23 protein-coding genes are annotated in these 21,419 nt (G+C 73.8%); 18 read left to right on the forward strand and 5 right to left on the reverse strand.

All coding sequences use genetic code 11. The features are described from left to right. The first annotated feature begins 2 nt into the window (after positions 1 to 2). The 3 genes from hemE to hemQ are packed head-to-tail and all read left to right on the forward strand — an operon-like array spanning position 3 to position 3,212. Positions 3 to 1,094 (forward strand): uroporphyrinogen decarboxylase, encoded by a 1,092-nt coding sequence (gene hemE / locus JD77_RS20190; RefSeq protein WP_145775724.1) that lies wholly within the window; start codon positions 3 to 5, stop codon positions 1,092 to 1,094. Between the two features lie 10 nt (positions 1,095 to 1,104). Continuing rightward, positions 1,105 to 2,514, forward strand: a complete 1,410-nt coding sequence (gene hemG / locus JD77_RS20195) for a protoporphyrinogen oxidase (protein ID WP_145777683.1) — start codon at positions 1,105 to 1,107, stop codon at positions 2,512 to 2,514. Beyond that, positions 2,511 to 3,212 (forward strand): hydrogen peroxide-dependent heme synthase, encoded by a 702-nt coding sequence (hemQ, locus tag JD77_RS20200; protein ID WP_145775725.1) that lies wholly within the window; start codon positions 2,511 to 2,513, stop codon positions 3,210 to 3,212. The genes hemG and hemQ overlap by 4 nt, the downstream gene beginning before the upstream one ends. A 156-nt stretch (positions 3,213 to 3,368) precedes the next feature. On the opposite strand, the gene JD77_RS20205 is transcribed toward hemQ, so the two are convergent. After that, on the reverse strand, positions 3,369 to 3,824 hold the full coding sequence (locus JD77_RS20205) for a GNAT family N-acetyltransferase (RefSeq protein WP_211372615.1): 456 nt from the start codon (positions 3,822 to 3,824) through the stop codon (positions 3,369 to 3,371). Positions 3,825 to 4,026: 202 nt separating this feature from the next. Continuing rightward, a complete protein-coding gene (locus JD77_RS20210; RefSeq protein WP_145775726.1) occupies positions 4,027 to 4,353 on the reverse strand; it encodes a hypothetical protein in 327 nt (108 codons plus the stop codon). A 223-nt stretch (positions 4,354 to 4,576) separates the two neighbouring features. Here JD77_RS20210 and gvpO point away from each other — a divergent pair, with 223 nt between their 5' ends. The 9 genes from gvpO to JD77_RS20255 all read left to right on the forward strand — a co-directional run bounded on the left by gvpO (position 4,577) and on the right by JD77_RS20255 (position 11,025). Continuing rightward, the gene (gene gvpO / locus JD77_RS20215) at positions 4,577 to 4,891 is read left to right on the forward strand and encodes a gas vesicle protein GvpO (protein ID WP_145775727.1); all 315 of its coding nucleotides are present in this window, start codon (positions 4,577 to 4,579) and stop codon (positions 4,889 to 4,891) included. A gap of 262 nt (positions 4,892 to 5,153) precedes the next feature. Further along, positions 5,154 to 5,618: a gas vesicle structural protein GvpA gene (locus tag JD77_RS20220; RefSeq protein WP_145775728.1), complete on the forward strand. Its 465-nt coding sequence runs from the start codon at positions 5,154 to 5,156 to the stop codon at positions 5,616 to 5,618. A 2-nt stretch (positions 5,619 to 5,620) separates the two neighbouring features. Continuing rightward, complete coding sequence (locus JD77_RS20225; RefSeq protein WP_170286490.1) at positions 5,621 to 6,394, forward strand: GvpL/GvpF family gas vesicle protein; 774 nt, start codon at positions 5,621 to 5,623, stop codon at positions 6,392 to 6,394. Between the two features lie 27 nt (positions 6,395 to 6,421). After that, positions 6,422 to 6,934, forward strand: a complete 513-nt coding sequence (locus JD77_RS20230) for a hypothetical protein (protein WP_145775729.1) — start codon at positions 6,422 to 6,424, stop codon at positions 6,932 to 6,934. Between the two features lie 24 nt (positions 6,935 to 6,958). Beyond that, a complete protein-coding gene (locus JD77_RS20235) occupies positions 6,959 to 7,954 on the forward strand; it encodes an SRPBCC family protein (RefSeq protein WP_145775730.1) in 996 nt (331 codons plus the stop codon). 466 nt (positions 7,955 to 8,420) lie between these two features. After that, the gene (locus JD77_RS34780) at positions 8,421 to 8,867 is read left to right on the forward strand and encodes a gas vesicle protein (RefSeq protein WP_281292105.1); all 447 of its coding nucleotides are present in this window, start codon (positions 8,421 to 8,423) and stop codon (positions 8,865 to 8,867) included. Then, positions 8,860 to 9,858 carry a gas vesicle protein gene (locus JD77_RS34785; protein WP_145775731.1) on the forward strand — a complete coding sequence of 333 codons (999 nt, stop codon included), beginning with the start codon at positions 8,860 to 8,862 and terminating at the stop codon, positions 9,856 to 9,858. The genes JD77_RS34780 and JD77_RS34785 overlap by 8 nt, the downstream gene beginning before the upstream one ends. Then, entirely contained in the window at positions 9,842 to 10,165 is a 324-nt protein-coding gene (locus tag JD77_RS20250) for a gas vesicle protein K (protein WP_145775732.1), read from the forward strand. Before JD77_RS34785 ends, JD77_RS20250 begins: the two co-directional genes overlap by 17 nt. Positions 10,166 to 10,203: 38 nt before the next feature. Beyond that, on the forward strand, positions 10,204 to 11,025 hold the full coding sequence (locus JD77_RS20255; RefSeq protein WP_246141315.1) for a GvpL/GvpF family gas vesicle protein: 822 nt from the start codon (positions 10,204 to 10,206) through the stop codon (positions 11,023 to 11,025). Between the two features lie 25 nt (positions 11,026 to 11,050). On the opposite strand, the gene JD77_RS20260 is transcribed toward JD77_RS20255, so the two are convergent. Both JD77_RS20260 and msrB read right to left on the reverse strand, forming a co-directional pair. After that, positions 11,051 to 11,311 carry a Prokaryotic metallothionein gene (locus JD77_RS20260; protein WP_145775734.1) on the reverse strand — a complete coding sequence of 87 codons (261 nt, stop codon included), beginning with the start codon at positions 11,309 to 11,311 and terminating at the stop codon, positions 11,051 to 11,053. A gap of 201 nt (positions 11,312 to 11,512) precedes the next feature. Then, positions 11,513 to 11,923, reverse strand: a complete 411-nt coding sequence (gene msrB, locus JD77_RS20265) for a peptide-methionine (R)-S-oxide reductase MsrB (protein ID WP_145775735.1) — start codon at positions 11,921 to 11,923, stop codon at positions 11,513 to 11,515. Positions 11,924 to 11,970: 47 nt separating this feature from the next. Here msrB and ligD point away from each other — a divergent pair, with 47 nt between their 5' ends. Further along, complete coding sequence (gene ligD / locus JD77_RS20270; protein WP_145775736.1) at positions 11,971 to 12,996, forward strand: non-homologous end-joining DNA ligase; 1,026 nt, start codon at positions 11,971 to 11,973, stop codon at positions 12,994 to 12,996. Positions 12,997 to 13,478: 482 nt separating this feature from the next. Here ligD and JD77_RS20275 read toward each other — a convergent pair whose 3' ends face one another. Continuing rightward, positions 13,479 to 13,667: a hypothetical protein gene (locus tag JD77_RS20275; RefSeq protein ID WP_145775737.1), complete on the reverse strand. Its 189-nt coding sequence runs from the start codon at positions 13,665 to 13,667 to the stop codon at positions 13,479 to 13,481. Positions 13,668 to 14,085: 418 nt separating this feature from the next. On the opposite strand from JD77_RS20275, the gene JD77_RS20280 reads away from it, so the two are divergent. The 5 genes from JD77_RS20280 to JD77_RS20295 all read left to right on the forward strand — a co-directional run bounded on the left by JD77_RS20280 (position 14,086) and on the right by JD77_RS20295 (position 21,418). Next, entirely contained in the window at positions 14,086 to 14,823 is a 738-nt protein-coding gene (locus JD77_RS20280; RefSeq protein WP_145775738.1) for a GntR family transcriptional regulator, read from the forward strand. Between the two features lie 430 nt (positions 14,824 to 15,253). Beyond that, positions 15,254 to 18,433: an FtsX-like permease family protein gene (locus JD77_RS20285; RefSeq protein WP_145775739.1), complete on the forward strand. Its 3,180-nt coding sequence runs from the start codon at positions 15,254 to 15,256 to the stop codon at positions 18,431 to 18,433. Continuing rightward, positions 18,430 to 19,119: a hypothetical protein gene (locus JD77_RS20290; protein WP_145775740.1), complete on the forward strand. Its 690-nt coding sequence runs from the start codon at positions 18,430 to 18,432 to the stop codon at positions 19,117 to 19,119. The genes JD77_RS20285 and JD77_RS20290 overlap by 4 nt, the downstream gene beginning before the upstream one ends. After that, positions 19,014 to 20,912: a hypothetical protein gene (locus tag JD77_RS33830; RefSeq protein ID WP_246140777.1), complete on the forward strand. Its 1,899-nt coding sequence runs from the start codon at positions 19,014 to 19,016 to the stop codon at positions 20,910 to 20,912. Before JD77_RS20290 ends, JD77_RS33830 begins: the two co-directional genes overlap by 106 nt. Continuing rightward, positions 20,843 to 21,418, forward strand: coding sequence for an FtsX-like permease family protein (locus JD77_RS20295; RefSeq protein WP_246140778.1), 576 nt, complete (start codon positions 20,843 to 20,845; stop codon positions 21,416 to 21,418). Before JD77_RS33830 ends, JD77_RS20295 begins: the two co-directional genes overlap by 70 nt. The last annotated feature ends 1 nt before the right edge of the window (position 21,419 follow it).

Below are 21,419 nucleotides of genomic sequence, written 5' to 3' on the forward strand. Positions count from 1 at the left end.
CGATGAGCACCGACACCACGGGCACTGCCGCCCGAGACGGAGAACCCCGCCGCGGCGGGCCGGCCGACTCCCCGTTCGTCCGGGCCTGTCGTCGCCAGCAGGCCACGCACACCCCGGTCTGGTTCATGCGACAGGCGGGCCGGTCGCTGCCGGAGTACCGCGCGATCCGGGCGAACGTGGGGATGCTGGACTCCTGCCGCCGCCCCGACCTGGTCGCCGAGATCACCCTCCAGCCGGTGCGCCGGCACGGGGTCGACGCGGCGATCCTGTTCAGCGACATCGTGATCCCGGTGGCCGCCGCCGGGGTGGACCTGGACATCGTCGCGGGCACCGGGCCGGTGGTGGCCGAGCCGGTGCGCACCCTCGCCGACGTCGAGCGGATCCGCCCGATCACCCGCGAGGACGTCTCCTACGTGGACGAGGCGGTGCGGCTGCTCGTCGCCGAGCTGGGCGCCACCCCGCTGATCGGCTTCGCCGGTGCGCCGTTCACCCTGGCCAGCTACCTGGTCGAGGGCGGGCCGTCGCGCACCCACGCCAAGACCAAGGCGCTGATGTACGGCGAGCCGGAGCTGTGGCACGCGCTCTGCGCCCGGCTGGCCGAGGTGACCCTCGCCTTCCTGCGGGTGCAGATCGACGCCGGGGTGTCCGCGGTGCAGCTCTTCGACTCCTGGGCCGGCGCGCTCTCCGAGGCCGACTACCGGCGGTACGTCCTGCCGCACTCGACGACCGTGCTGTCCGGGCTGGCCGACGCGGGGGTGCCCCGCATCCACTTCGGGGTGGGCACCGCCGAGCTGCTCGGCGCGATGGGCGAGGCCGGCGCCGACGTGGTCGGCGTGGACTGGCGTACGCCGCTGGACGTGGCGACCCGGCGGATCGGCCCGGACAAGGCCGTGCAGGGCAACCTCGACCCGTCCGTGCTGCTCGCCCCCTGGCCGGTGGTCGAGGCCGAGGTGCGCCGGATCCTCGGCCAGGGCCGGGCCGCTCCCGGCCACGTGTTCAACCTCGGTCACGGCGTGCTGCCGGAGACCGACCCGGACGTGCTGACCCGGGTGGTCGCGCTGGTACACGAGGTGTCCGCGCGCCGGGCCGGGTGAGGCGGTGACCATGCGGCAGCCGTGGCGGGTGGCGGTGGTCGGGGGCGGGATCGCCGGCCTGGCCGCCGCCGTCCGGCTGCGCGACCGCGCCCCCGCCGGCACCGAGATCACCGTGTACGAGCGGTCCGGCGCGCTCGGCGGCAAGCTGCGCACCGGCGCCCTCGCGGGCCGGCAGGTGGAGTTCGGCGCGGAGTCGTTCCTGATGCGCGACCCGGCCGGCGGGGAGTCCGCCGCGGTGGCCCTGGTGCGCCGGCTCGGGCTGGGCGGCGACGTGGTCCACCCGAGTGTCGGGCAGGCCGCGCTGGCCGTCGACGGCGGGCTGCGCCCGATCCCGGGCGGGACGCTGGTGGGCGTACCCGGGGATCTGGACTCGGTGGCGGCGGTCGCCGAGCCGGCCGCGGACGCCGACCGCGACGAGGGCCGCCCGCTGCTCGCCCCCGGCGCGGACGTCGCCGTCGGGGCGCTGGTCCGGGCCCGGCTCGGCGACCAGGTGGTCGACCGGCTGGTCGACCCGATGCTCGGCGGCGTGTACGCCGGCCGGGCCGACGACCTGTCCCTGGTCACCACCATGCCGGCGCTGGCCCGCGCGGCCCGCGTCGAGCACACCCTCGTCGGCGCCGTACGCGCGGCGCAGGCCGCCGCGCCCCGCGCGCCCGGCGCGCCGGTCTTCGGGACCCTCGCGGGCGGCCTGGGCCGGCTGGTCGAGGCGGCGGCCACCGCCAGCGGGGCGACGATCCGCCGGGACGCGACCGTGCGCGAGCTGACCCCGGCGGGCGCCGGCTGGCGACTGACGGTCGGCCCGACCCGCGACCCGGAGCTGGCCGCCGCCGACGCGGTGCTGCTGGCCGTGCCGGCCCGCCCGGCCGCCCGGCTGCTCGCCGGGGTCGCGCCCGAGGCCGCCGCCACGGTCGGCGGGCTGGACTACGCCAGCGTCGCGCTGGTCAGCCTGGCCCTGCCCGAGCCGGACCTGCCGGCGCTGTCCGGGTTCCTGGTGCCGGCCACCGAGGGGCTGCTGGTCAAGGCGTCGACGTTCTTCACCACGAAGTGGGGGCACCTGGCCGGCCCGGACGGGCTCGCCCTGGTCCGTGCCTCGGTCGGCCGGTACGGCGAGGAGGCGTCCCTGCAGCTCACCGACGCCGACCTGGTCGCCGCCGTGCACCGGGAGCTGTCGGCGGTGCTGGGCGTCGCGCTGCCCGCGCCCGTCGCGAGTCACGTCCAGCGCTGGGGCGGCGCGCTGCCGCAGTACGCCCCGGGGCACCTCGACCGGGTGGCCGCCGTCCGGGCGGCGCTGCGCGGCGCGCACCCCACCCTCGCGCTGGCCGGCGCCGGCTACGACGGCGTCGGCATCCCGGTCTGCGTCCGCTCCGGCGAGACCGCGGCCGAAGAGATCATCACAGCACTGGGAGGATCGGCACGATGACCGAGCAGACCAACGCGGCCCGGCTGCGCGAGCTCAACGCCAGCATCCGCTACACCATGTGGTCGGTGTACCGGGCCACGAGCCCGCTCCCGTCGCTGCGCGAGAACGTCACCGGCGAGGTCGAGGCGCTCTTCGGGGAGCTGGCCGGCAAGGACGTGACGATCCGCGGCACGTACGACGTGGCCGGGCTGCGCGCCGACGTCGACCTGATGATCTGGTGGCACTCCTCGTCCAGCGACGCCCTCCAGGACGCGTACCTGCGGTTCCGTCGGACCACGCTCGGCCGGTCGATGACCCCGGTCTGGTCGCAGCTGGCGCTGCACCGGCCGGCGGAATTCAACAAGAGCCACATCCCGGCGTTCCTGGCGGGCGAGGAGGCGCGGCAGTACCTGTGCGTCTACCCGTTCGTCCGCTCCTACGAGTGGTACCTGCTGCCGGACGCCGAGCGGCGCGAGCTGCTGGCCGAGCACGGCCGGCTGGCCCGCGGCTACCCGGACGTGCGGGCCAACACCGTGGCCTCGTTCGCCCTCGGCGACTACGAGTGGATGCTGGCCTTCGAGGCCGACGAGCTGCACCGGATCGTCGACCTGATGCGCGACCTGCGGGCCTCGGGCGCGCGCCGGCACGTCCGGGAGGAGATCCCGTTCTACACCGGCCGCCGCCGCCCGATCGCCGACATCGTCACCTGCCTGCCGTGAGCCAGGCCTGACGCGCTCCCTGCCGTGCGTGAGCCAGGCCTGACGCGCTCCCTGCCGTGAGCCGGGGCTGACGCGCTCCCTGCCGTGAGCCGGGGCTGACGCGCTCCCTGCCGTGACGGCTGGCCGTCTCCGCCCCCGGCCCGCGCCCGGGGGCGGTCAGCCGGTGGTGGGTTCCCGGCGCATCGGGGTGTGCGGGATGCCGTCCTCCACGTACTCCGCCCCGCTGACCGTGAACCCGTGCCGGGCGTAGAAGCCGGCCAGGTGCGACTGCGCCTCCAGCACGCACGGCCGGTCGCCCACCACGGCCAGCGCCTCGGCCATCAGCCGGCCCGCGTACCCGCCGCGCCGGGCCCGCGGCGCCACCACCACCCGCCCGATCCGCGCCACGCCGCCCCGGTCGGCGAGAATCCGCAGGTACGCCACGACGTCGCCGTCGCGGGTCAGCCAGAGGTGCCGGGTGCCGGGCTCCACGTCCCGCCCGTCGAGCTCCGGATACGGGCACGCCTGCTCGACCACGAACACGTCGATGCGCAGCCTCAGCAGGTCGTGGAAGGTACGGGCGTCCAACTCGGCGAACGAGGCGATCCGGGTCACGAGGGTCTGCGCGGGCACCCGGCGATGGTAGCCGGGCGGGCTGGGCACCCAATCGGGCCACGTCGACGTCTCGGGCGTTCGGACCACGGCGGCCACTCGTGAGGCGCACCGTCGACCGCTCCTCGCCGGTGGGCGTGCGGGCCGTCCACACGCGGGCCGACAGATTGGCTGTGCGATGACGGTCCTGACCGGGGCCATGGGTCAGGACCGTCATCGCGGCTCAGTGCTGGGGATTCGGGACCGCGGTCAGGCGGCGGAGCCGCGCGAGCAGCGTCGGGCTGGGGTACTTGGAGTCGTAGACCTTGCCGACCAGCGCGGCGACGTAGTCCGGGTACAACTCGGGCGGGACGCCCTGCTCGATCATGTCGAGCATCGTGGGGCTGGGGTAGCGGTCGTCGGCCACCTTGTCGATCAGTTCCCGGTAGAAGTCGAGCCGGGTCTGCCACACATCCGATACCAGGCCGTGCAGCCATTCCCGCTCTCGGTCCTCGCGGTCCGCCTCGTCGGGGCCAGCGGAGCGATCCAACCTACGCCTACTCTCGGTCACCGTCGCCTCCTTAACCATCGGGTGCCGGTGTCGGTCGCATGTGCATACCCGCGATCAGGAGCCGGTACGCGCCCTGTGCCGGTTCGCCGCCGGTCCATCGAGCCGTCGGGCCACGTGTCGCCCGCGACCGTCCACGTGGAACGGCGGCGGCCGACGGCCATGTTGGACCGTGTGCCAGCGGACGCGGGATTCGCGAAACATGAGGCTGGGTACAGCATGGACCATGACGGCAGAACCCCAAGCGCCGGACGACCTTGTCCGTGATCAGTCCAGCTCTGGCCGCCGCAGCCTGATGGACTCGGCGCGCGTCGCCCTGCTCGAGTTCCACGAGCTGACCGGGCTCACCCCGGAAGGCATCAGCGGGGCGAGGCCGGAGGACGACGGTTGGTCATTCCTCGTCGATGTCACGGAGCTGGAGCGGATTCCGGCCAGCAGCAGCGTGATGGCGACCTACCGGGTCGACAGCGACAACGATGGGCACGTCAGGCAGTACGAGCGCCTGCGACGTTATCCGAGGAACGCGACGGACCCGACCTGACGGCCGACCCGTTCCCCAGTCGGGCTCCCGGTACGCCGTCCGCTTCCCCAGGTCCCGGTGTGCGTCGCGCACCCCGACTCCCTCGTGGGCATTTCCCGAGCGGGTTCGCGCGAGCGCCAGTTCGGGCCGGACCAAGCAGGGACCGGAGCGGCAACGACAGGTTGACCTGCGTACCGGATGACGCGCCGGTCCAGCGCGAGGCGGGCCCGCGCCAACGCGTTGACGGCCGTCGAGTGGCCACCAACTGAGAGAGGCGGTAACTATGACTGTGACATCCACTGGAGCGAACCGCGCTCCGCGCCCGAGCAGCCTCGCCGACGTCCTGGACCTGATCCTGGACAAGGGCATCGTGATCGACGCCTACGTGCGCGTGTCGCTGGTCGGCATCGAGCTCCTGACGATCGATGCTCGGGTCGTCATCGCCAGTGTCGACACGTACCTGCGTTTCGCCGAGGCGGTCAACCGGTTGGATCTGCAACCAGAGGGTCAGGTCACCGGCCTGCCCGGACTGATCCAGTCGGTGACCGAGGGCGGCGCCCGAGCCAAGACGCGCGGTGCGCTCGGCGGAGTCAGGGACACGGTTTCCGAGATCAAGCAGAAAATCCGCGGCGACGACGACGCGGAGGACGACGACGGCGGCCATCGCCGTCGCCGCCTACCGGTTGGGCGTCAGGCCAGCGGGCGGCAGCCGTCGGCCCGCTCCAACTCGGGCGACGAGGAGAGCTGACCGTGCCGGTTGTCGTCTACGGACTGGTTCGCTCCGCACATCAGGCGCCCGAGGGGCTCGCCGGCGTCGGTGAGCCCCCGGGCCCGGTGCGGCTGATCCGCAACGAGCACGTGGCCGTCGCGGTCAGCGACGTCATCGACGAGGCGTTGCGGGACGACGACGCTGTCGCCTTCCTGGACGTGCTCCGGACACTGCTGGAGGGCGGACCGGTGCTCCCCGTGCGCTTCGGCACGGTCGCCCCCGACGACGACGCGGTGGCCACCGAGATCCTGGAGCCGCTCGCGGACGAGGGCGCCGACCGTCTGGATCAACTCGACGGGCTCGTGGAGGTCCAGCTCATTCTCACCGCCGACGAGGACGCGGAGTTGCGCGAGCTGCTCGCGTCCTCGCCCGAGTTGCGCCGCATGGTCGCCGAGTCCCGACAGGGGGCTGCGGACCTCAACCTCCGGATCAGTGTCGGCGAACAGGTGAGCGAGGCACTCGGGGAGCGACGCGCGGAACTGTCCGAGGACCTGGTCGGCCGGCTGGGACCGCTCGCGGTGGACCACGGCGCGCGCGTGCGCGACGAGGTGACCACCCTGACCCAGTTCTACCTGGTTCGCGCTCAGGACCTCGGCCAGTTCGACGACGCGGTGCAGCAGCTGCGCGACGACCTGGGCGATCGCTACGACATCGAGTACGTCGGTCCTCTGCCACCGCTGGACTTCGCCAGCGGCCAAGTCCAGGTCCCCCAACCGCGGCCCAGGGAAAGTACGTCCGGCCGCTGGGGATGGTGACGAACCCTGATGAGAGGAGCGTGGATCGTGAACGATACTGCCAGGCTCGCCGCGGCCTTCGCCGGTGGATACCTGTTAGGCAGAACGAAGATGGGCAAGGTTGCCATCGGTCTGGCCCTCTTCACCGCCGGTCGAAAGTCCGGCCCGATGGGCAGCCTGCCCGGGCTGGTGTCCAAGAGTGGGGTGGGCAGGATCGCCGGCCCGCTGGTCGGCCCCCTGGCGGTGGCCGCGCAGCGCGCCGCGATCACCGTCGTGGAGTCGAAGGTGAACAATCTGGCCGACGGGCTGCAGGAGCGCACCACGCGCCTGGTCGGCGGACACAGCCGGGTCACCAAGGCCCTCGGCGGCGATAGGACGGACGAGGCCGAGGAACGGCGGAATGATTCGGCCGAGGACGCCCAGCGATCTGAGGACTCCGACGAGGAGAAGCAGAGGTCGGCTCCCGTCCGTAGCGCCCGGAAGGTCGCCAAGACGGCCAGCCGGGCGGTATCCCAGCGCGCCCCGAGCCGGACCCGTGCGTCCAGCCGCGCCGGGAAGTAGCAGGCGCGAACGAAGGAGGACAGCATGAGCGGAAATGCCGGTGCCCCCACCGGGGGCATCCTGGCCGGCATGGCTCAGACGGTTCGCGGCAACCCGGCGTTTGCGCGCTTGGGCGACGAGGCGAAAAGGTACGCGTTCGCGAAGGCAGAGCAGATGGTGGATAACCTGACCGGTCGCATCGAGGAGACCGGGAAGAGTGGGAGCCTCAGGGCAGGGCTTGTCGGAGCGAAGGCTGTGGCGGAGGGCAAGTCGCCCGCGAGGGCCAGTGTCCAGGCAGGGATGGCGATGCTCAAAGAAAAGGTCAAGTCCGTTTTCCGCCGTGGCAAGAAGGGCGGCGGCGGCAAGATCAAAGTGACAAACATCGAGGAGAACATCGATATCGGGCTCCCGGTGGACCAGGTCTACAACCACTGGACGGAGTTCGAGGAGTTCAACAAGTTCATGAAGGGTGTCGAGGGTGTGGAGCGCACCGGCGACACCGAGGCGAACTGGCGCGTGAGGGTGTTCAAGTCCCGCCGCACCTGGAAGGCGACCATCCAGGAGATGGTTCCGGACCGCCGGATCGTCTGGACCAGCGAGGGCGCCAAGGGCTCGACCAGGGGCGTGGTCACGTTCCACCCGCTGGCCGACGACCTGACCCGCGTGCTTCTGGTGATGGAGTACTACCCGGCTGGTCTGTTCGAGAAGGTCGGCAACATCTGGCGTGCCGGCGGCCGACGAGCCCGGCTCGATCTCAAGCACTTCCGCCGCCACACGATGATGGCGCAGGGCGAGCCACCTGAGGGCTGGCGCGGTGAGATCCGGAACGCCCAGCTGGTTCGGCGGTCGGACGAGGAACCTCAGGACGAGGACGCGCAGGGACAGGAGCGGCAGGGCGGCGAGGACGAGAACCCGCAGAAGCAGCAGCAGGCCCGGCGTGACGAGCGGGCGGACGAGATCCTCGACCGTGGCTCGCGGGACGACCGCGAGGACGACGAGGAACGACCCCGGGGCGACGAAGTCGAGCCGGGTGACGACTAGCCCTACGAGGTGGCAGACGAGTACCCGGAAGGCGAGTACGAGGACCGGGACGCGGAAGGCGAGTACGAGGAATCGGACCGGAGGCAGGACTTGGACGAGCCTGCGGACGACGAGACCGACCGCCCACGGCGGCGCCGAAAGCCAGTGGGTCAGCGGTAATAGCGGCGCCTCTCCGATCGTCCCGGGCAGCCGAATCTCGCTGGGCCCGCCTGCTTCGGCAGTCGGGCCCAGCAGCCTGACCGGCCCCGGTGAACGGTGCGTGTCACCGTCCTGCCCCCGCCGATGGATGTTCCGCCCCGGAGCCGACCGTGTGCCGCCCGTGCCGCTCGGCCCGGCGTCGGCGTGCTCGCGGAAGTGAGGTCTGGGGCACCCCGCCCCGCTGGTTTCACTTCTGGTCACCGCCGGGTACTGAGCGGGTTCGGTGGACCGCGGTCGGGAGATGTGAGGAGGAGAGGGTGATGCCATCGTGAGGCAGTCGTTGCAGCCACAACGCAGTCGCGAGGGGACGCTCGTACACGTGGTGGAGACGCTGCTGGACCGGGGCCTCGTCCTCAACGCGGACATCATGGTGTCGGTCGCCGGCGTGGAGCTTCTCGGCATCCGGATCCGGGCCGCGCTGGCGTCCTTCGAGACGGCGGCACGCTACGGCCTGGAGTTCCCGGCCGGTACGAACATCGACACAAGGGCCGGCCGGGAGGCGCTCGAGTCCAACGAGACCTGCCTCGGCTGCGGGAAGCGCGTTCCCACCCAGGAACTGTTGGAAAGGTCCTGCCCCTGGTGCGGCTGGCGCAGTGCGCGGTCCTTGGCGCTGGAGAAGTCGCAGGGCGAGATCGAGGCCGGCAGCACGGACCGGCGGGAACCGGCCGGCCAGGCGTCGGCGCAACCAGCGCAGGAGGTCCGCCCCGATGCGTGAGTCCGCGCCGCTGCAGCCGGTACGCGACCCGCAGGTGACGTTGCCGGATCTCCTGGCGGTGCTGCTCAACAAAGGGGTCTACCTCAACCTGGATCTGATCATCTCGGTGGCCGAGATCCCACTGATCGGCGTGAACCTCCGCGCCACCCTCGCCGGCATGGAGACGATGCTGGAGTACGGAATGATGCAGCAGTGGGACAAGCAGACCCGAGCCTCGGTGCAGCGCTCCATCGCCCGGCAGGTTCCGCTGCTGCCCGAAGAAGAAGTGGTGGCCCGGATGGCCGGCGGGGTGTACGCCGAGGAGGTCCACCGCTCCTGGCGTCCCGGCACGGTCTATCTCACCGACCGTCGCCTGCTCGTCTTCCGGCGTGATCCTGCCGAGGTGCTGTGGCAGACCCCGTGGGAGAGCATCCGTGCGGTCACCTTGCCCGACGAGCGAACCGTGGGTGGAGAGCACCGGCACCGCATGCTGGTGGAACTGGTCGATGGCTCGTCCCGTCTGCTCTCTGCTCGCGACCCGGAGCGGCTGCTGTCCCTCGTGGCGGCCCGCGTGCCGGGTGGGGGCCTCACGCAGACTCCAAGGGCGGTCGGGTCTCGTCCGGGCTCGGCGACGCTGACCGAGGCGCTGCACGCCGAGCTGTCCCCCGACGTGCTGCGGGAATCGCGCGCCTGGTACCAGGAGACGCGGTCCGGCTCGGCGCTGTGGCGCGAGGGCACCGCGCGGCTCGACAGGCGAGCGGGACTGACGTGGCGATCACCGTCGGACGCCCGCGCGGCCGTGAACCTGGTCCCGCAGGACATCGCGGGGGTGGAGGTCCGGCGGAGCAGCACGCCCAGCGGAGAGGCGGACGTCTTGGCGGTGGCAACCGGTCATGGCGTGGTCCTGCTCGCCGTGGAGGACGCGGCGAGGTGGGCTGAGCTCATCCGGAGGATCACCGAGGAATCCACGTCGCACCATGTCAGGGAGGTGGACAGTGCCGCTCACCGTTGACGAGCGGAGCCTCAAGCACGGCATCCTGACGCTCGTCGTCACCCTCGTGGAGATCATCGAGGAGGCGCTGGAGACGCAGGCCGTGCGGCGGCTGGAGGGTGGAGACCTCACCGAGGAGGAGCAGAACCGGCTGGGAGAGGCCCTCATGGAGATCGACGAGGCGATGGAGGAGATCAAGGCCGAACACGGGATCACGGAATCGGTCAGGGATCTGCGCCGCGGCCTGGACGACGTGGTTGACGACGTGATCAACAAGTTGATCAATCCGTCCCGCTGGACCGACGAGGTGGGAAGGGGACCGGCGTGATCGCTGACAGGCCCGCCGAGGGAGGCGACCGCGAAACGGTGGCGGCCAGGGCTCTGTACGTCTACGCCGTTCTACCGTGGCCCCTGGAGCTTCCCCCCGACGCGACGGGTACCGGGATCGACGCTGCCGTCCTGGACGTGGTGGATGCGGACGGGGGCGTCGCGGCGCTCGTCCATGAGACGACGGCAGGGCCCTACCAGGGAGCCGACGAGGATGCCAGACGGTGGGTCCTGGAACACAGCGCCGTCGTGGAACGTGCTTGGAAGGTTGCCGGAACCGCCCTGCCGGTGACGTTCAACGTGCTCGTCCGTGGGGACGACGAGAGCACCGCCCGCGACAGGCTCCGCGGCTGGCTGCGGGACACCGCCGAGGAGCTGCGCGCCCGGCTCGACGCCCTCAGGGACCGGGTCGAGCTTCGGGTGGACATCACGCTGGACCGGGTCCAGGCAGCGGCGGACGATCCCGAGGTGCGGAAGCTGACGGCCGAGCTGAACCACAAGCCGGCGGGTGTCCGCCGGCTGCTGGCGAAGAAGCTGCAGATGGTGGAGCGAAATGCCGCCGACACGCTGGCCGACCGGATCTACCCGGAGTACCGCCGGCGCCTGGTGAGCCTGGTAGAGGACATCTCGGAGCGCCACCGCGGCGAGCGGGAGGAGGGGCAGGTGCCGGTGCTGGCCGCCGCTGTCCTGGTGCACCGTGCCCGGATGGAGGAACTCGGTGCCGAACTGGCACGTATCCAGGACGAGCAGCCGGCGGCGCGGATCCGCTACCTGGGTCCGTGGCCCCCGTACTCCTTCAGTGAGTTGACCGTCGAGACCGGGCCAGCTCGACGCCTCGGCGACGAACCCGACCAGAAGTAGCTGTCCGGGTCGCCAACACGTTCGCTCAGGCGGGGCGGGCGCCGACCGCGTCGCGGACCTCGGCCCCCTGCTGGCCCTCCGCCGCCCTGGCGCAGTGGGCGCAGCAGAAGAAGCGCCCGGAGACCTCCACCCCGTGGCCGAGGATCTTGACCTGGCAGTGCTCGCAGATCGGCGCCAGCCGGTGCGCCGCGCACTCCAGGCTGTCGAAGGTGTGCACGTCGCCGCTGACCGTCCGTACCTCGAACGCCATCCAGTAGTCGTTGCCGCAGACCTCGCACGTCGCCATGACCGAAACCCCCCCGCAGATAAGGACGACAGTTGTCCCCCTCAGCGTGCGGCAGCGCCCGTGCCCCGGGCGGGGGAAACGGCGGATCCGCCCCGCCGCGGCGGCGCGTCGCGGTCGGTGTGTCGCGGGGTCGACCCAGGGCCCTGGTACGAATCGGCCCCTTCGAGGGGCGATTCGTACCAGGAGCGCCGGGAGTCGCGCTCAGCCCTGCGCCGGCTCCAGCCGGATGGAGACCGAGTTGACGCAGTGCCGGGCGTTCTTCGGGGTGAAGCCCTCGCCGCGGAAGACGTGGCCGAGGTGGCTGTCGCAGCGGGCGCAGCGGATCTCGGTGCGCCGCATGCCGTGGCTGTTGTCCTCGATCTCCTTCACCGTGCCGGGAATGGTGTCGTCGAAGCTCGGCCAGCCGCAGTGGGAGTCGAACTTCGCGTCGCTGCGGTACAGCTGGAGCCCGCAGGCCCGGCAGTGGTAGACGCCGGGCGTCTTCGTGTCGACGTACTCGCCCGTCCACGGGCGCTCGGTGCCCGCCTGGCGCAGCACCCGGAACTCCTCCGGGCTCAGCCGGACCCGCCACTCTTCCTCGGTGCGGGGCAGTTCGCTCTCGTCAAGACTCACCCGACAACGGTACGACGAGTGTCGGCGGGGTGGAATATGGTCGCGGGATGGGTGGTACGACGAAGGCCGCGGCCGAGATCGAGGTGGCCGGGCACACCGTCCGGCTGACCAGCCCGGATCGGGTGATCTTCCCCGAACGGGGCTTCACGAAGGCGGACGTCTTCAACTACTACCTGGCGGTCGGCGACGGGATCATGCGGGCCCTGCGGGACCGCCCGACCACGCTGCAACGCTTCCCCGAGGGCATCGGTGGGGAGATGTTCTTCCAGAAGCGGGTGCCGAGCCGGGGCGTGCCGCCGTGGGTGCGTACGGCCCGGATCAGCTTCCCCAGCGGCCGGACGGCCGACGAGCTGTGCCCGGCCGACCTCGCCCACGTGGCCTGGGCCGCCCAGATGGGCACCGTCGTGTTCCACCCCTGGCCGGTCCGCGCCGTCGACGTCGACCGCCCCGACGAGCTGCGCATCGACCTCGACCCGCAGCCCGGCACGGACTTCGTCGACGCGGTGGCCGCCGCCGGCGAGGTGCGCGCCCTGCTCGACGAGCTGGGCACGACCGGCTGGCCGAAGACGTCCGGCGGCCGGGGCGTGCACGTCTACCTGCGCATCCAGCCACGGTGGACGTTCGTCGAGGTGCGCCGCGCCACCATCGCGCTGGCCCGCGAGCTGGAGCGCCGCCGCCCGGAGCTGGTCACCACCGCCTGGTGGAAGGAGCAGCGGGGCGCCCGGGTATTCGTCGACTACAACCAGATGGCCCGCGACCGCACGATCGCCTGCGCGTACTCGCTGCGGGCCAACGCCAGGGCCACCGTCTCGGCCCCCGTCACCTGGGACGAGCTGTCCGACGTCGACCCGGACGACCTGCACCTGGGCAGCGTGCCGGCGCGGCTGGCCGAGCGGGGCGACCCGCACGCCGGCATCGACGACGCCCCGTGGGACATCACCCCGCTGCTGGAGTGGGCCGACCGGGACGCCGCGGGCGGCTCGGGTGACCTGCCGTACCCGCCGGAGTACCCGAAGATGCCGGGCGAGCCGAAGCGGGTGCAGCCCAGCCGCGCGAAGCGCCCCACCAGCTAACACGCCGGTCTGTCGGGCCCGGACGGGGGTGGCATAGCGCTGACTCGCCCGTTGATCTGCCGGGCATGTCGCCGCCCCAACTCTCTGACCTCGTTGCATCATTCCGACGATCGTTGCGCGCCGCCGGCAAGGCCGCGCGCACCCAGATCTTTCACGGACAGTCGATCCGGTCTTTCTGCGACTGGCTCACCGCCCAGGGTCGACCCACCACACTCGGCCAGCTCAACCGCCACTCGATCTCGGTGTGGCTGGCCGACCTCAGCCACAGGGGCCGCATCGGTATGTGTGGACGTAAGGCCCGGCCCTGGCACCCGTGCTTCGGGGAGGTGCTCGGCGGGCCCATCGTGCGGACCTGACTTTCCGACCCCTTGCCAGGTGTTGATCGACATTGAGTGAGTGGGAAGCCTTGGCTGAACCTGGTGACAGACTCAAGTCGCCCCTACGGGGAACTGGGTGAACGGGGCGCGACGCACGCGCGTATGTCAGATGAGGCGCCGGGAGCGACGCAGGGCCAGCTTCGCCAACCGATAGGTGTCGATCCTGAGCTGGGCGCCAGCCAGTCGAGGACAGCCGTCGTCGGTGCACTTGGAGCAGGTGTTCCGGGTGTGGAACTCGATGCAGTAGCTCGCCAGGATCACCGAGAACGGCGCCTCCTGTCGTTCGGGCGTCATTGCCGTCCCCTGCCTCTGTGTCGCTGTCCTCGGGTGAGCAGGGGCGCTTGTTGGTACTCCATCGTGGGCTCGCTTGCCCAGTAGGTCCCGCTTCGCCGCTGAGGCCGGACAGGGCCCGGGCTGCGTGCGACGTACGCCCCGGTGTGGCCGGAGTAGGCGGTCGCGGGTCGGCAGGTTGGTTCCGGTGGAGTCTTTCGGCGACGGAATGGCCACAGTCTCATGGAGTTTCTCCAGGCATGGACGGATGCGGGGACTCCGCCGCCGGTCGCTGGTTGCAGACCGGAGTTGACCGGTGACGGAGTCACCTCAAAGTTAGTGCACTAAATCGCAAGGGGCAATGGCTCCCGCAAAGATTTGATGCACTAACTGGGGTGTGGTCGACTGGGCAGCGCAGACCGGAAAGGAGGGCAGGTTCGCCATGCCCGAGACCCCCGCGTACCTGCGCATCGTCGCAGAGCTACGCGCCCAGATCACCGACGGAACGCTCGCCCCGGGAGCCAAACTCCCCACCGAGGCGCAGCTACGCCAGCGTTTCGACGTGTCGACCACCGTCGTCAAGAACGCCCTGGGCATCCTGCAGAGTGAAGGGCTCATTGAGGGCCGGCGCGGCTCCGGCAACTACGTCCGTGAGGTGCGGCGCATCACCCGAAATGTCATGGCCCGCGCGTCCCGCACCCGGTCTCCGTTCGCGCAAGACGCGGATCAGGCCGGGACGCAGCCGACATGGGAACACGACAGCCGGCACGCCGCTGCCGACCGGGCCGTAGCCGCCCGTCTGGGCATCGAGCCAGGTGACCCGGTCATGTGCACCCGTTACCGGTTCTTGGCCGACGGGGAGCCGGTGCAGTTGTCGGTGTCGTGGGAGCCGCTGGCGGTCACCGGCGGCACGGACGTGGAGTGGCCGGAGGGCGGGGCGGCGGTCGGCGTGGTACCCCGCATGGACCGCATCGGGGTCCGCATCGACGAGTTCGAGGAACGGGTGACCTCCCGGCCGGCGACGGGGGAGGAGATCGAGGCTCTGAACTTGTCGCCACGTGGCGCGTACGTGCTGGTGGTGGCCCGGACGTACCTGGCCGGGGGAACGCCCGTGGAGACGGCGGACATCGTGTTCCCGGGGCACAGGTACGAGTTCGTCTACCGGGTGCCGGTGGACTGATCCGAACGAGGTGGGGGCCTGGGCGGCGACCGTCAACCGGGCCGCGGTCATCGCCTTCACAGCCGCCTTGGCCGTCACGAGGTCCACCCCGGTCGCCTCCCGGTACGCCTTGATCGCCTTGATCTAGCGAAGGCGATCTCACGCCGCGTCAAACCTGCCCCGCCCATCCACGCGCCTCTGGATGACCCGGCCGCCCACCCGCCGCAAGATCCGGACAACTTCACGGAAACTGCTGCCTCCGACGGCACCGGAGGCCACAACTTCCGTGAAGTTGCACCTACGGCCGGGGCCACCCGCGAGGTCAGCGTGCGGGCGCGGGGCGGCGGAGCCGCCAGCGACGGGTAACGATCATGTAACGGGCGCGAACCTTTTCTCGTCCGTCGCGACTCTTCCTGGTCGTCGGCCCCGTGGGGGCCCGGGGAGGGGTCGGATGAGACTGGTGTGGAGGCGCACCCGCGAGGCACGGGGGCTGCTGCTCGCCGGGGTGGCCGCGGCGCTGGTCGCCGTCGCCCTGGTGACCGGGCTGTCCGACTACAACGGCCGGGCCGTCGACGCCGGCCAGCGGGCCATGCTGCGCGCCGCGCCGGCCGAGGAACGCAGCGTGCTGCTCAGCGGCACCGGGGGGCGGGACGCCGCCGAGTTCGCCACTCGGGACCGGGCGGTCCGGGAGCGGTTCGCCGCCGGCCTCGGCGGCGTACCGACCTGGGTGGCCGGCGCCCGGTACGGGACCGGGCGGGAGCTGACCGGCGACCTCGGCGCGGCCCGCACCGGCGAGGATCCCGTCTTCGCCAACCTGGTGGACCTCGCCGAGGTGGCCGCCCACGCCGAGCTGACCAGCGGGGCCTGGGCCGTACCCGGCGCCACCCCGACCCAGGTGACCCTGCCGGAGCGGGTCGCCACCACGCTCGGCCTGGCGGCCGGGGACCGTGTGCCGCTGCTGGACCGCGGCTCGGATCGGCGGGGCGAGGTGCTGGTGGCGGGCGTCTGGCGGCCACGGGACCCGGCCGAGGCGTACTGGCGGCTCGCCCCGGGGGCCGGCGGGGCCGACGGCGCCGCCACCTCGTACGGGCCGTTCGTGCTGGACCCCGCCGACTTCACCCGGACCTTCCCCGGCTCGGTCTCGGCGTCCTGGCTGGTGGAGCCGGACCTGGCGAGCGTTCCCCCGAGCCGGCTCGGCGCGGTGAAGCAGGCCCTGGCGGTCGCCGCCGAGCGGGTGCCGGAGGAGGCCGGCCTCGGCTCGTCCGCGCAGACCGTCACCGGCATGGACCGCCTCATCGACCGGCTGGGCCGGGCCGACCTGGTGGGCCGCTCGGCGCTGCTCACCCCGCTGCTGCTGATCCTCGTCCTCGGCGGCTACGCGCTGGTGCTGGTCGCCGCGCTGCTCAACGAGGACCGGCGGGCGCAGACGGCGCTGCTGCGGGCCCGGGGCGCGGCGCGCGGCCAGCTCGCCGGGCTGGCCGTGCGGGAGGCGACGCTGGTGGTGCTGCCGGCCGCGCTGCTCGCGCCCCCGCTGGCCGGGGAGGCGCTGCGCCGCGTCGGCGGCTCCGGCCTGCCGCTCGACGCGGGCGGCGGCCGTACGGCCTGGGCGGTGGCCCTGGCCGCGGCGCTCGGCTGCCTGCTGGCGATGGTGCTGCCGGCGCTGCGCCGGGCCGGCACCTACGTCGCCGACATGGCCGCCCGGTCCCGCCCCACCCGGGGCGCGGCGGTGCAGCGGGCCAGCGTCGACCTCGCGCTGGTGCTGCTCGCCGTGCTCGCCTGGGCGCAGCTGCGGCAGTACTCCTCGCCGCTGGCCGGCGCGGGCGGCCGGCTCGGCATCGACCCGCTGCTCGCGGCCGCGCCGATCGTCGGCGTGCTGGCGGGCGCGGTGCTGGCGCTGCGGCTGCTGCCCCCCGCCACCCGGTACGCCGAGCGGTTCGTCGACCGCAGGCCGTGGACGGCCACCATGTTCGGCATGTGGCAGGCCGGCCGCCGCCCGCACGCCGGCCCGGTGCTGCTGCTCGCACTGGCCGTCGGCGGCAGCACCCTCGCCTGGTCCCTGGTGACCACCTGGGAGCGGTCGCACGTCGACCAGGCCGACTACGCGGTCGGCGCGGACCTGCGGGCCGTCGAGCGCACCGGGGCCGCCCCGCGGGACCGGGCCGCCCGGCTCGCGGCGGTGCTCGGGCTGGCCGGGGCGCTGCCGGCCTGGCGGGACGAGGTCCGGCTCGGCCGTGACGACCTGCCGACCACCGTGGTCGCCCTGGACGCCGCCGCCGCGCCGCAGGTCGTCCGGCTCGACGAGCGGCTCGCCGACGAGCCGGTGCGCGGCCTGCTGGACCGGATGGTGGCGGCCCGCGGCGCGCCCGCCGGGGTAGCACTGTCGGCCACCGCGCGCCGGCTCACCGGCATCCTGCGCACCCCGGTCAGCGACGAGATCGCCCCGCACCGGGTCGACGTCGTCGCACTGCTGGCCGGCCCGGGCGGGCTGACCTGGCGGGTGCCGCTGGCCAGCGGTGAAAGCGACGGGCGGCCCGTCCCGTTCGGCGTCGAGCTGCCCGCCACCGCCGGCGGGCAGCTGCGGCTCGTCGGGTTCGGCGCGGACGCCGGCGACGCCCAGGGGCGGGCGTACCGGCTGGTGGTCGGCGACCTGGCGCAGGTCGACGCGGACGGCGCGAGCGGCCCCGTCCCGCTGTCCGGTCGATGGGCGCTGGCCGACACCGTCCAGCACCCCAAGCCCACCCTCGGGGTGAGCACGGCCGGCGTCGACGTCACGTACGAGGTTGATTTTCGCGCGGGCGGCCGGTTCGCGTACCAGCCGCCGGCCCGGTTCGCCGTGGTCCCGGGCGACCCGAACCCGCCGGTGCCGGCCCTGCTCACGCCGGCCGTCCGGGAGGCGTTGAGCCTCCGGCTCGGCGACACCGTCACGGTGTCGCTGTCCGGGCTGTCGGTGCCGGTCACCGTCGTCGGCGAGCTGGACGCGGTGCCCACCACCAGCGCCGCCGGCATGCTGCTCGACCTGCCCGCCGCCGCGGACTGGCTGCTCCGCCACCGGGGCGGGGACCGGCCGCCGACGGAGTGGTGGCTGCGCGCCGACGGCGGCGACCCGGCCGGGGTGGCCGACGCCGTCCGGAAGCTGCCGGGGGTGAGCGTGCTCGACCGGCGGGAGACCGCCGAGGCGGCCGCGGGCGACCCGTACTGGCTGGGCGCGCGGACCGGGCTGCTCGCCGCCGCGCTCGGCGCGGTCCTGCTCGCCCTCGTCGGCCTCGGCGTGGACGTCTGGGCCACCGCCCGGCACCGGCTCGGCGAGTTCGCCGTGCTGCACACCCTCGGCGGTTCGCCCCGGCTGCTGGCCCGGGCGCTGCTGGCCGAGCAGACGTTCCTGGCCGGCATCGGGGTGACGGTCGGGCTGCTGGTCGGGGCCGGCGTCGCGGCGACGACGGCGCCGCTGGTGATCCTCACCCCGGCCGCCGGCCGCCCGGTGCCCGAGGCCGCCTTCGTGTTGCCCTGGGCGCCGGTCGGGCTGACCGCCGTCGGCCTGCTCCTGGTCGCGCTGGCGTTCAGCGCGGCCATCGCCACCGGCCTCCGGCAGCGGGTGGCCGCCCTGCAACTGCGGATCGGGGGAGACCGGTGAACGTCGCGGAGGCCGCCCGCCGGGTGCGGGCGTACGGGGGACACTTCCTGCTGCTCGGGCTGCTGACGCTGGTCGCGGCCCTGCTGCTCACCGGGGTGCCCCGGGTCGTCGACCGGCTCGGCGGCCAGGGGCTGCGGGAGCAGGTGGCCGCCGAGCCGCCCGCGCAGCGGGACCTGCTCTACACCGCGCCGGAGGACGTGGTGCCCCAGCCGGGCCCGCACGCCCGGCTCGCGGCGGCGCGGCTGACGCAGCTGGAGGCGGCGATGCCGCCGGCCGTGCGGGACACCGTCGGCCAGCGCTGGTACGTCGCCCAGACCGCCCTCGCCCGACTCGGCGGGCCGGCCCTCGACCCCGGCAAGGGCCTGATCGACCTGACCGCCCGCACCGCGAGCGGGGTGCGGGACGCCGCGACGCTGGCCGACGGCCGGTGGCCGACCGACGCCGCGCCCGACGACGACGGGCCGGTCGAGCTGGCCCTCGCCGAGCCGGTCGCCGCCCAGCTCGGGTTGCGGGTCGGCGACCGGCTCCGGCTGACGCCACCCACCAGGCCCGGCAGCGCGCCCCCGGCAACCCGGTGGTGGTGGTCGGGGTCTTCCGGCCGAACGACCCCGCCGACGGGGTCTGGGCGCCCCTGCCGTCGGCGCTGCGGCTGGCCGAGCCCGAGGGCGACGGCGAGCCGTTCCTGACCGCCGGGGTGACCGGGGCGGGCGGCTTCGAGGCCCTCGCCGACAAGGGCTGGGACGTCAGCTTCGCCTGGCGCTACCGGGTGGACCCGCAGCGGCTCGACGCGCGGCGGCTCACCGAGACGATCGACGGGCTCGCGGCGATGGACCGCACCCGCCCGAGCGGGCTGACCCTCACCCAGGGCCTGGACATCCCGCTGCGGCAGTTCGCCGCCTCGCTTCGCGCCGCCCGTATGCTGCTCGCGGTCATCGTGGCCGGGATGCTGGCCACCCTGGCCGGCCTCGCCGTCCTCGCCGCCGGCCTGGCGGTACGCCGCCGCCGCGCCGAGTTCGTGCTGCTGCGCGCCCGGGGCGGCGCGGCGCGTACCGTGCTCGCCCGCGGGCTGGCCGAGTCGCTGCTGGTGCTGCCGGCGGCCGCCGTGCTCGGCTGGTACCTCGGCGGCCGACTGCCCGGCGCGGGCCCGGCGGGCCCGCTCGCCGCCCTGCCCGCCGCGGTGGCCGCCACGCTCGTGCTGCCCCTCGCCGTGCTGGTCGCCCAGCGGGCCGGCGGTGGCCGCCGCGACCTCGGGTCCCGGTCCCCGGCCGGTCGACTCACGGCCGAGCTGACCCTGCTGCTGCTCGCCGGGGTCGGCGCGTTCCTGCTGCGCCGGCGCGGGCTGGGTACCGGCGACGCGGTGGACCCACTGCTGGTCTCCGTGCCGGTGCTGCTCGCGGTCGCCGTGGCCGTGCTGGCGCTGCGCCTGTACCCGTGGCCGCTGCGGCTGGCCAGCCGGGTGGCCGCCCGCGCCCGGGGCAGCGTCGCGTTCCTCGGCACCGCCCGGGCCGGCCGGGCCGGGGTGGGCGCACCCCTGGTCGTGGTGGTGCTGGCCGTCGCCACCGCGGCGTTCTGCGGCGTGGTCGCCGCCGGCATCGAGGGCAGCCGGGACCGCGCCGCCACCCGGGCGGTGCCGGGCGACGCCCTGGTGACCGGCATCCGCTTCGCCCCCGACACGGCGGCCGAGCTGGCCGCGCTGGCCGGCGTGGGCGCCGTCACCCCGGTGCTGGCCGAGCCCCGGCAGCCGGTGCTCGGCGACGCCGCCGGCCGGCCCACCGACATCCGGAACGTGCACGTGCTGCTCGTCGACGGCGCTGGGCTCGCCGACGTGGCCCGCCGCGCCGGGGTCGACGTGTCCGTCCCGCCGGCGCTGGCGGGCGGCGGCACCCCGCCGACGGCCGCTGGTCCGGGAGCGCCGGCCACGGCCGCGGGTCCGGGAGCGCCGGCCACGGCCGCTGGTCCGGGAGCGCCGGCTACGGCCGCTGGTCCGGGAGCGCCGGCCACGGCCGCTGGTCCGGGAGCGCCGGCCACGGCCGCGGGTCCGGGAGCGCCGGCCACGGCCGGCCCGGGCGCCGCTGGTCCGGGCGCGCCGGGCACCGCTGGTCCGGCCGCCCCGGGCGGGGCGGCGGGCAGCCGTTGCCCGCGCTGGTCTCCCCGGCCCTCGCCGCCGACCTCGCCGCCGCCGACCTCGGTGCGGCGGCCGGGCGGCCGGCGTTCGTGGACGTGCAGGGCAACCGGCTGCCGCTGCGGGTGGCGGCGACGGTGGAGGAGTTCCCGCTGGTGGACCGGGGTACCGAGCGGTTCGTGGTGCTGCCCTGGCCGGACCTCGCCGGCGGGCCGCACCCGCTGGCGCCGACCGGCTTCGTGCTCGCCGCCGACCCGCCCGCAGCGGACGCGGACCGGGCGGCCCGGGTGGACGAGGCCGCGCTGTACCGGATCGCCGCGGAGGGACAACGCCGCTACCAGCGACAGGGGGCGGTGACCGGCGGCGAGCCCCCGCTCCCGCCACGGGTGTCCACCTGGTCGGCCCGCCGGGCGCAGCTCGGCGGCGCCGGGGTGAACGGCGTGCTGGTCTTCGGCTTCGCCACCGGGGCGGCCGGCGGTGCCGCGCTGGGCCTGCTGGCGCTGGCGTTCGTCGTGCTCGCCGGGGCCCGGGACCGGGGGCAGGCGCTGTCCCGGCTGCGCACCATGGGGCTGTCCCGCCGGCAGTGGCGGGGCCTGGTGCTGGTCGAGTTGGCGCCGCTGGTGCTGGTGTCGGTGCTCACCGGGGCGCTGGTGGGCGCGCTGCTGCCGGTGCTGCTGACCCCCGTGCTCGGCCTGGGCGCGTTCACCGGGGGTGCGCCCGTGGCCATCCGGTTCGAACCCGGCCTGGTCACCGCCGGTCTCGGACTGGCCGTGCTGGCCCTCGGCTTCGCGGTCACCGTCGAGACCCTGAACAACCGTCGGTTGCGCCTCGGTGAGGTGCTGCGGCTCGGAGAGGAGAGCTGAG

It is taken from the genome of Micromonospora olivasterospora (assembly GCF_007830265.1).
GTDB lineage: Bacteria > Actinomycetota > Actinomycetes > Mycobacteriales > Micromonosporaceae > Micromonospora > Micromonospora olivasterospora.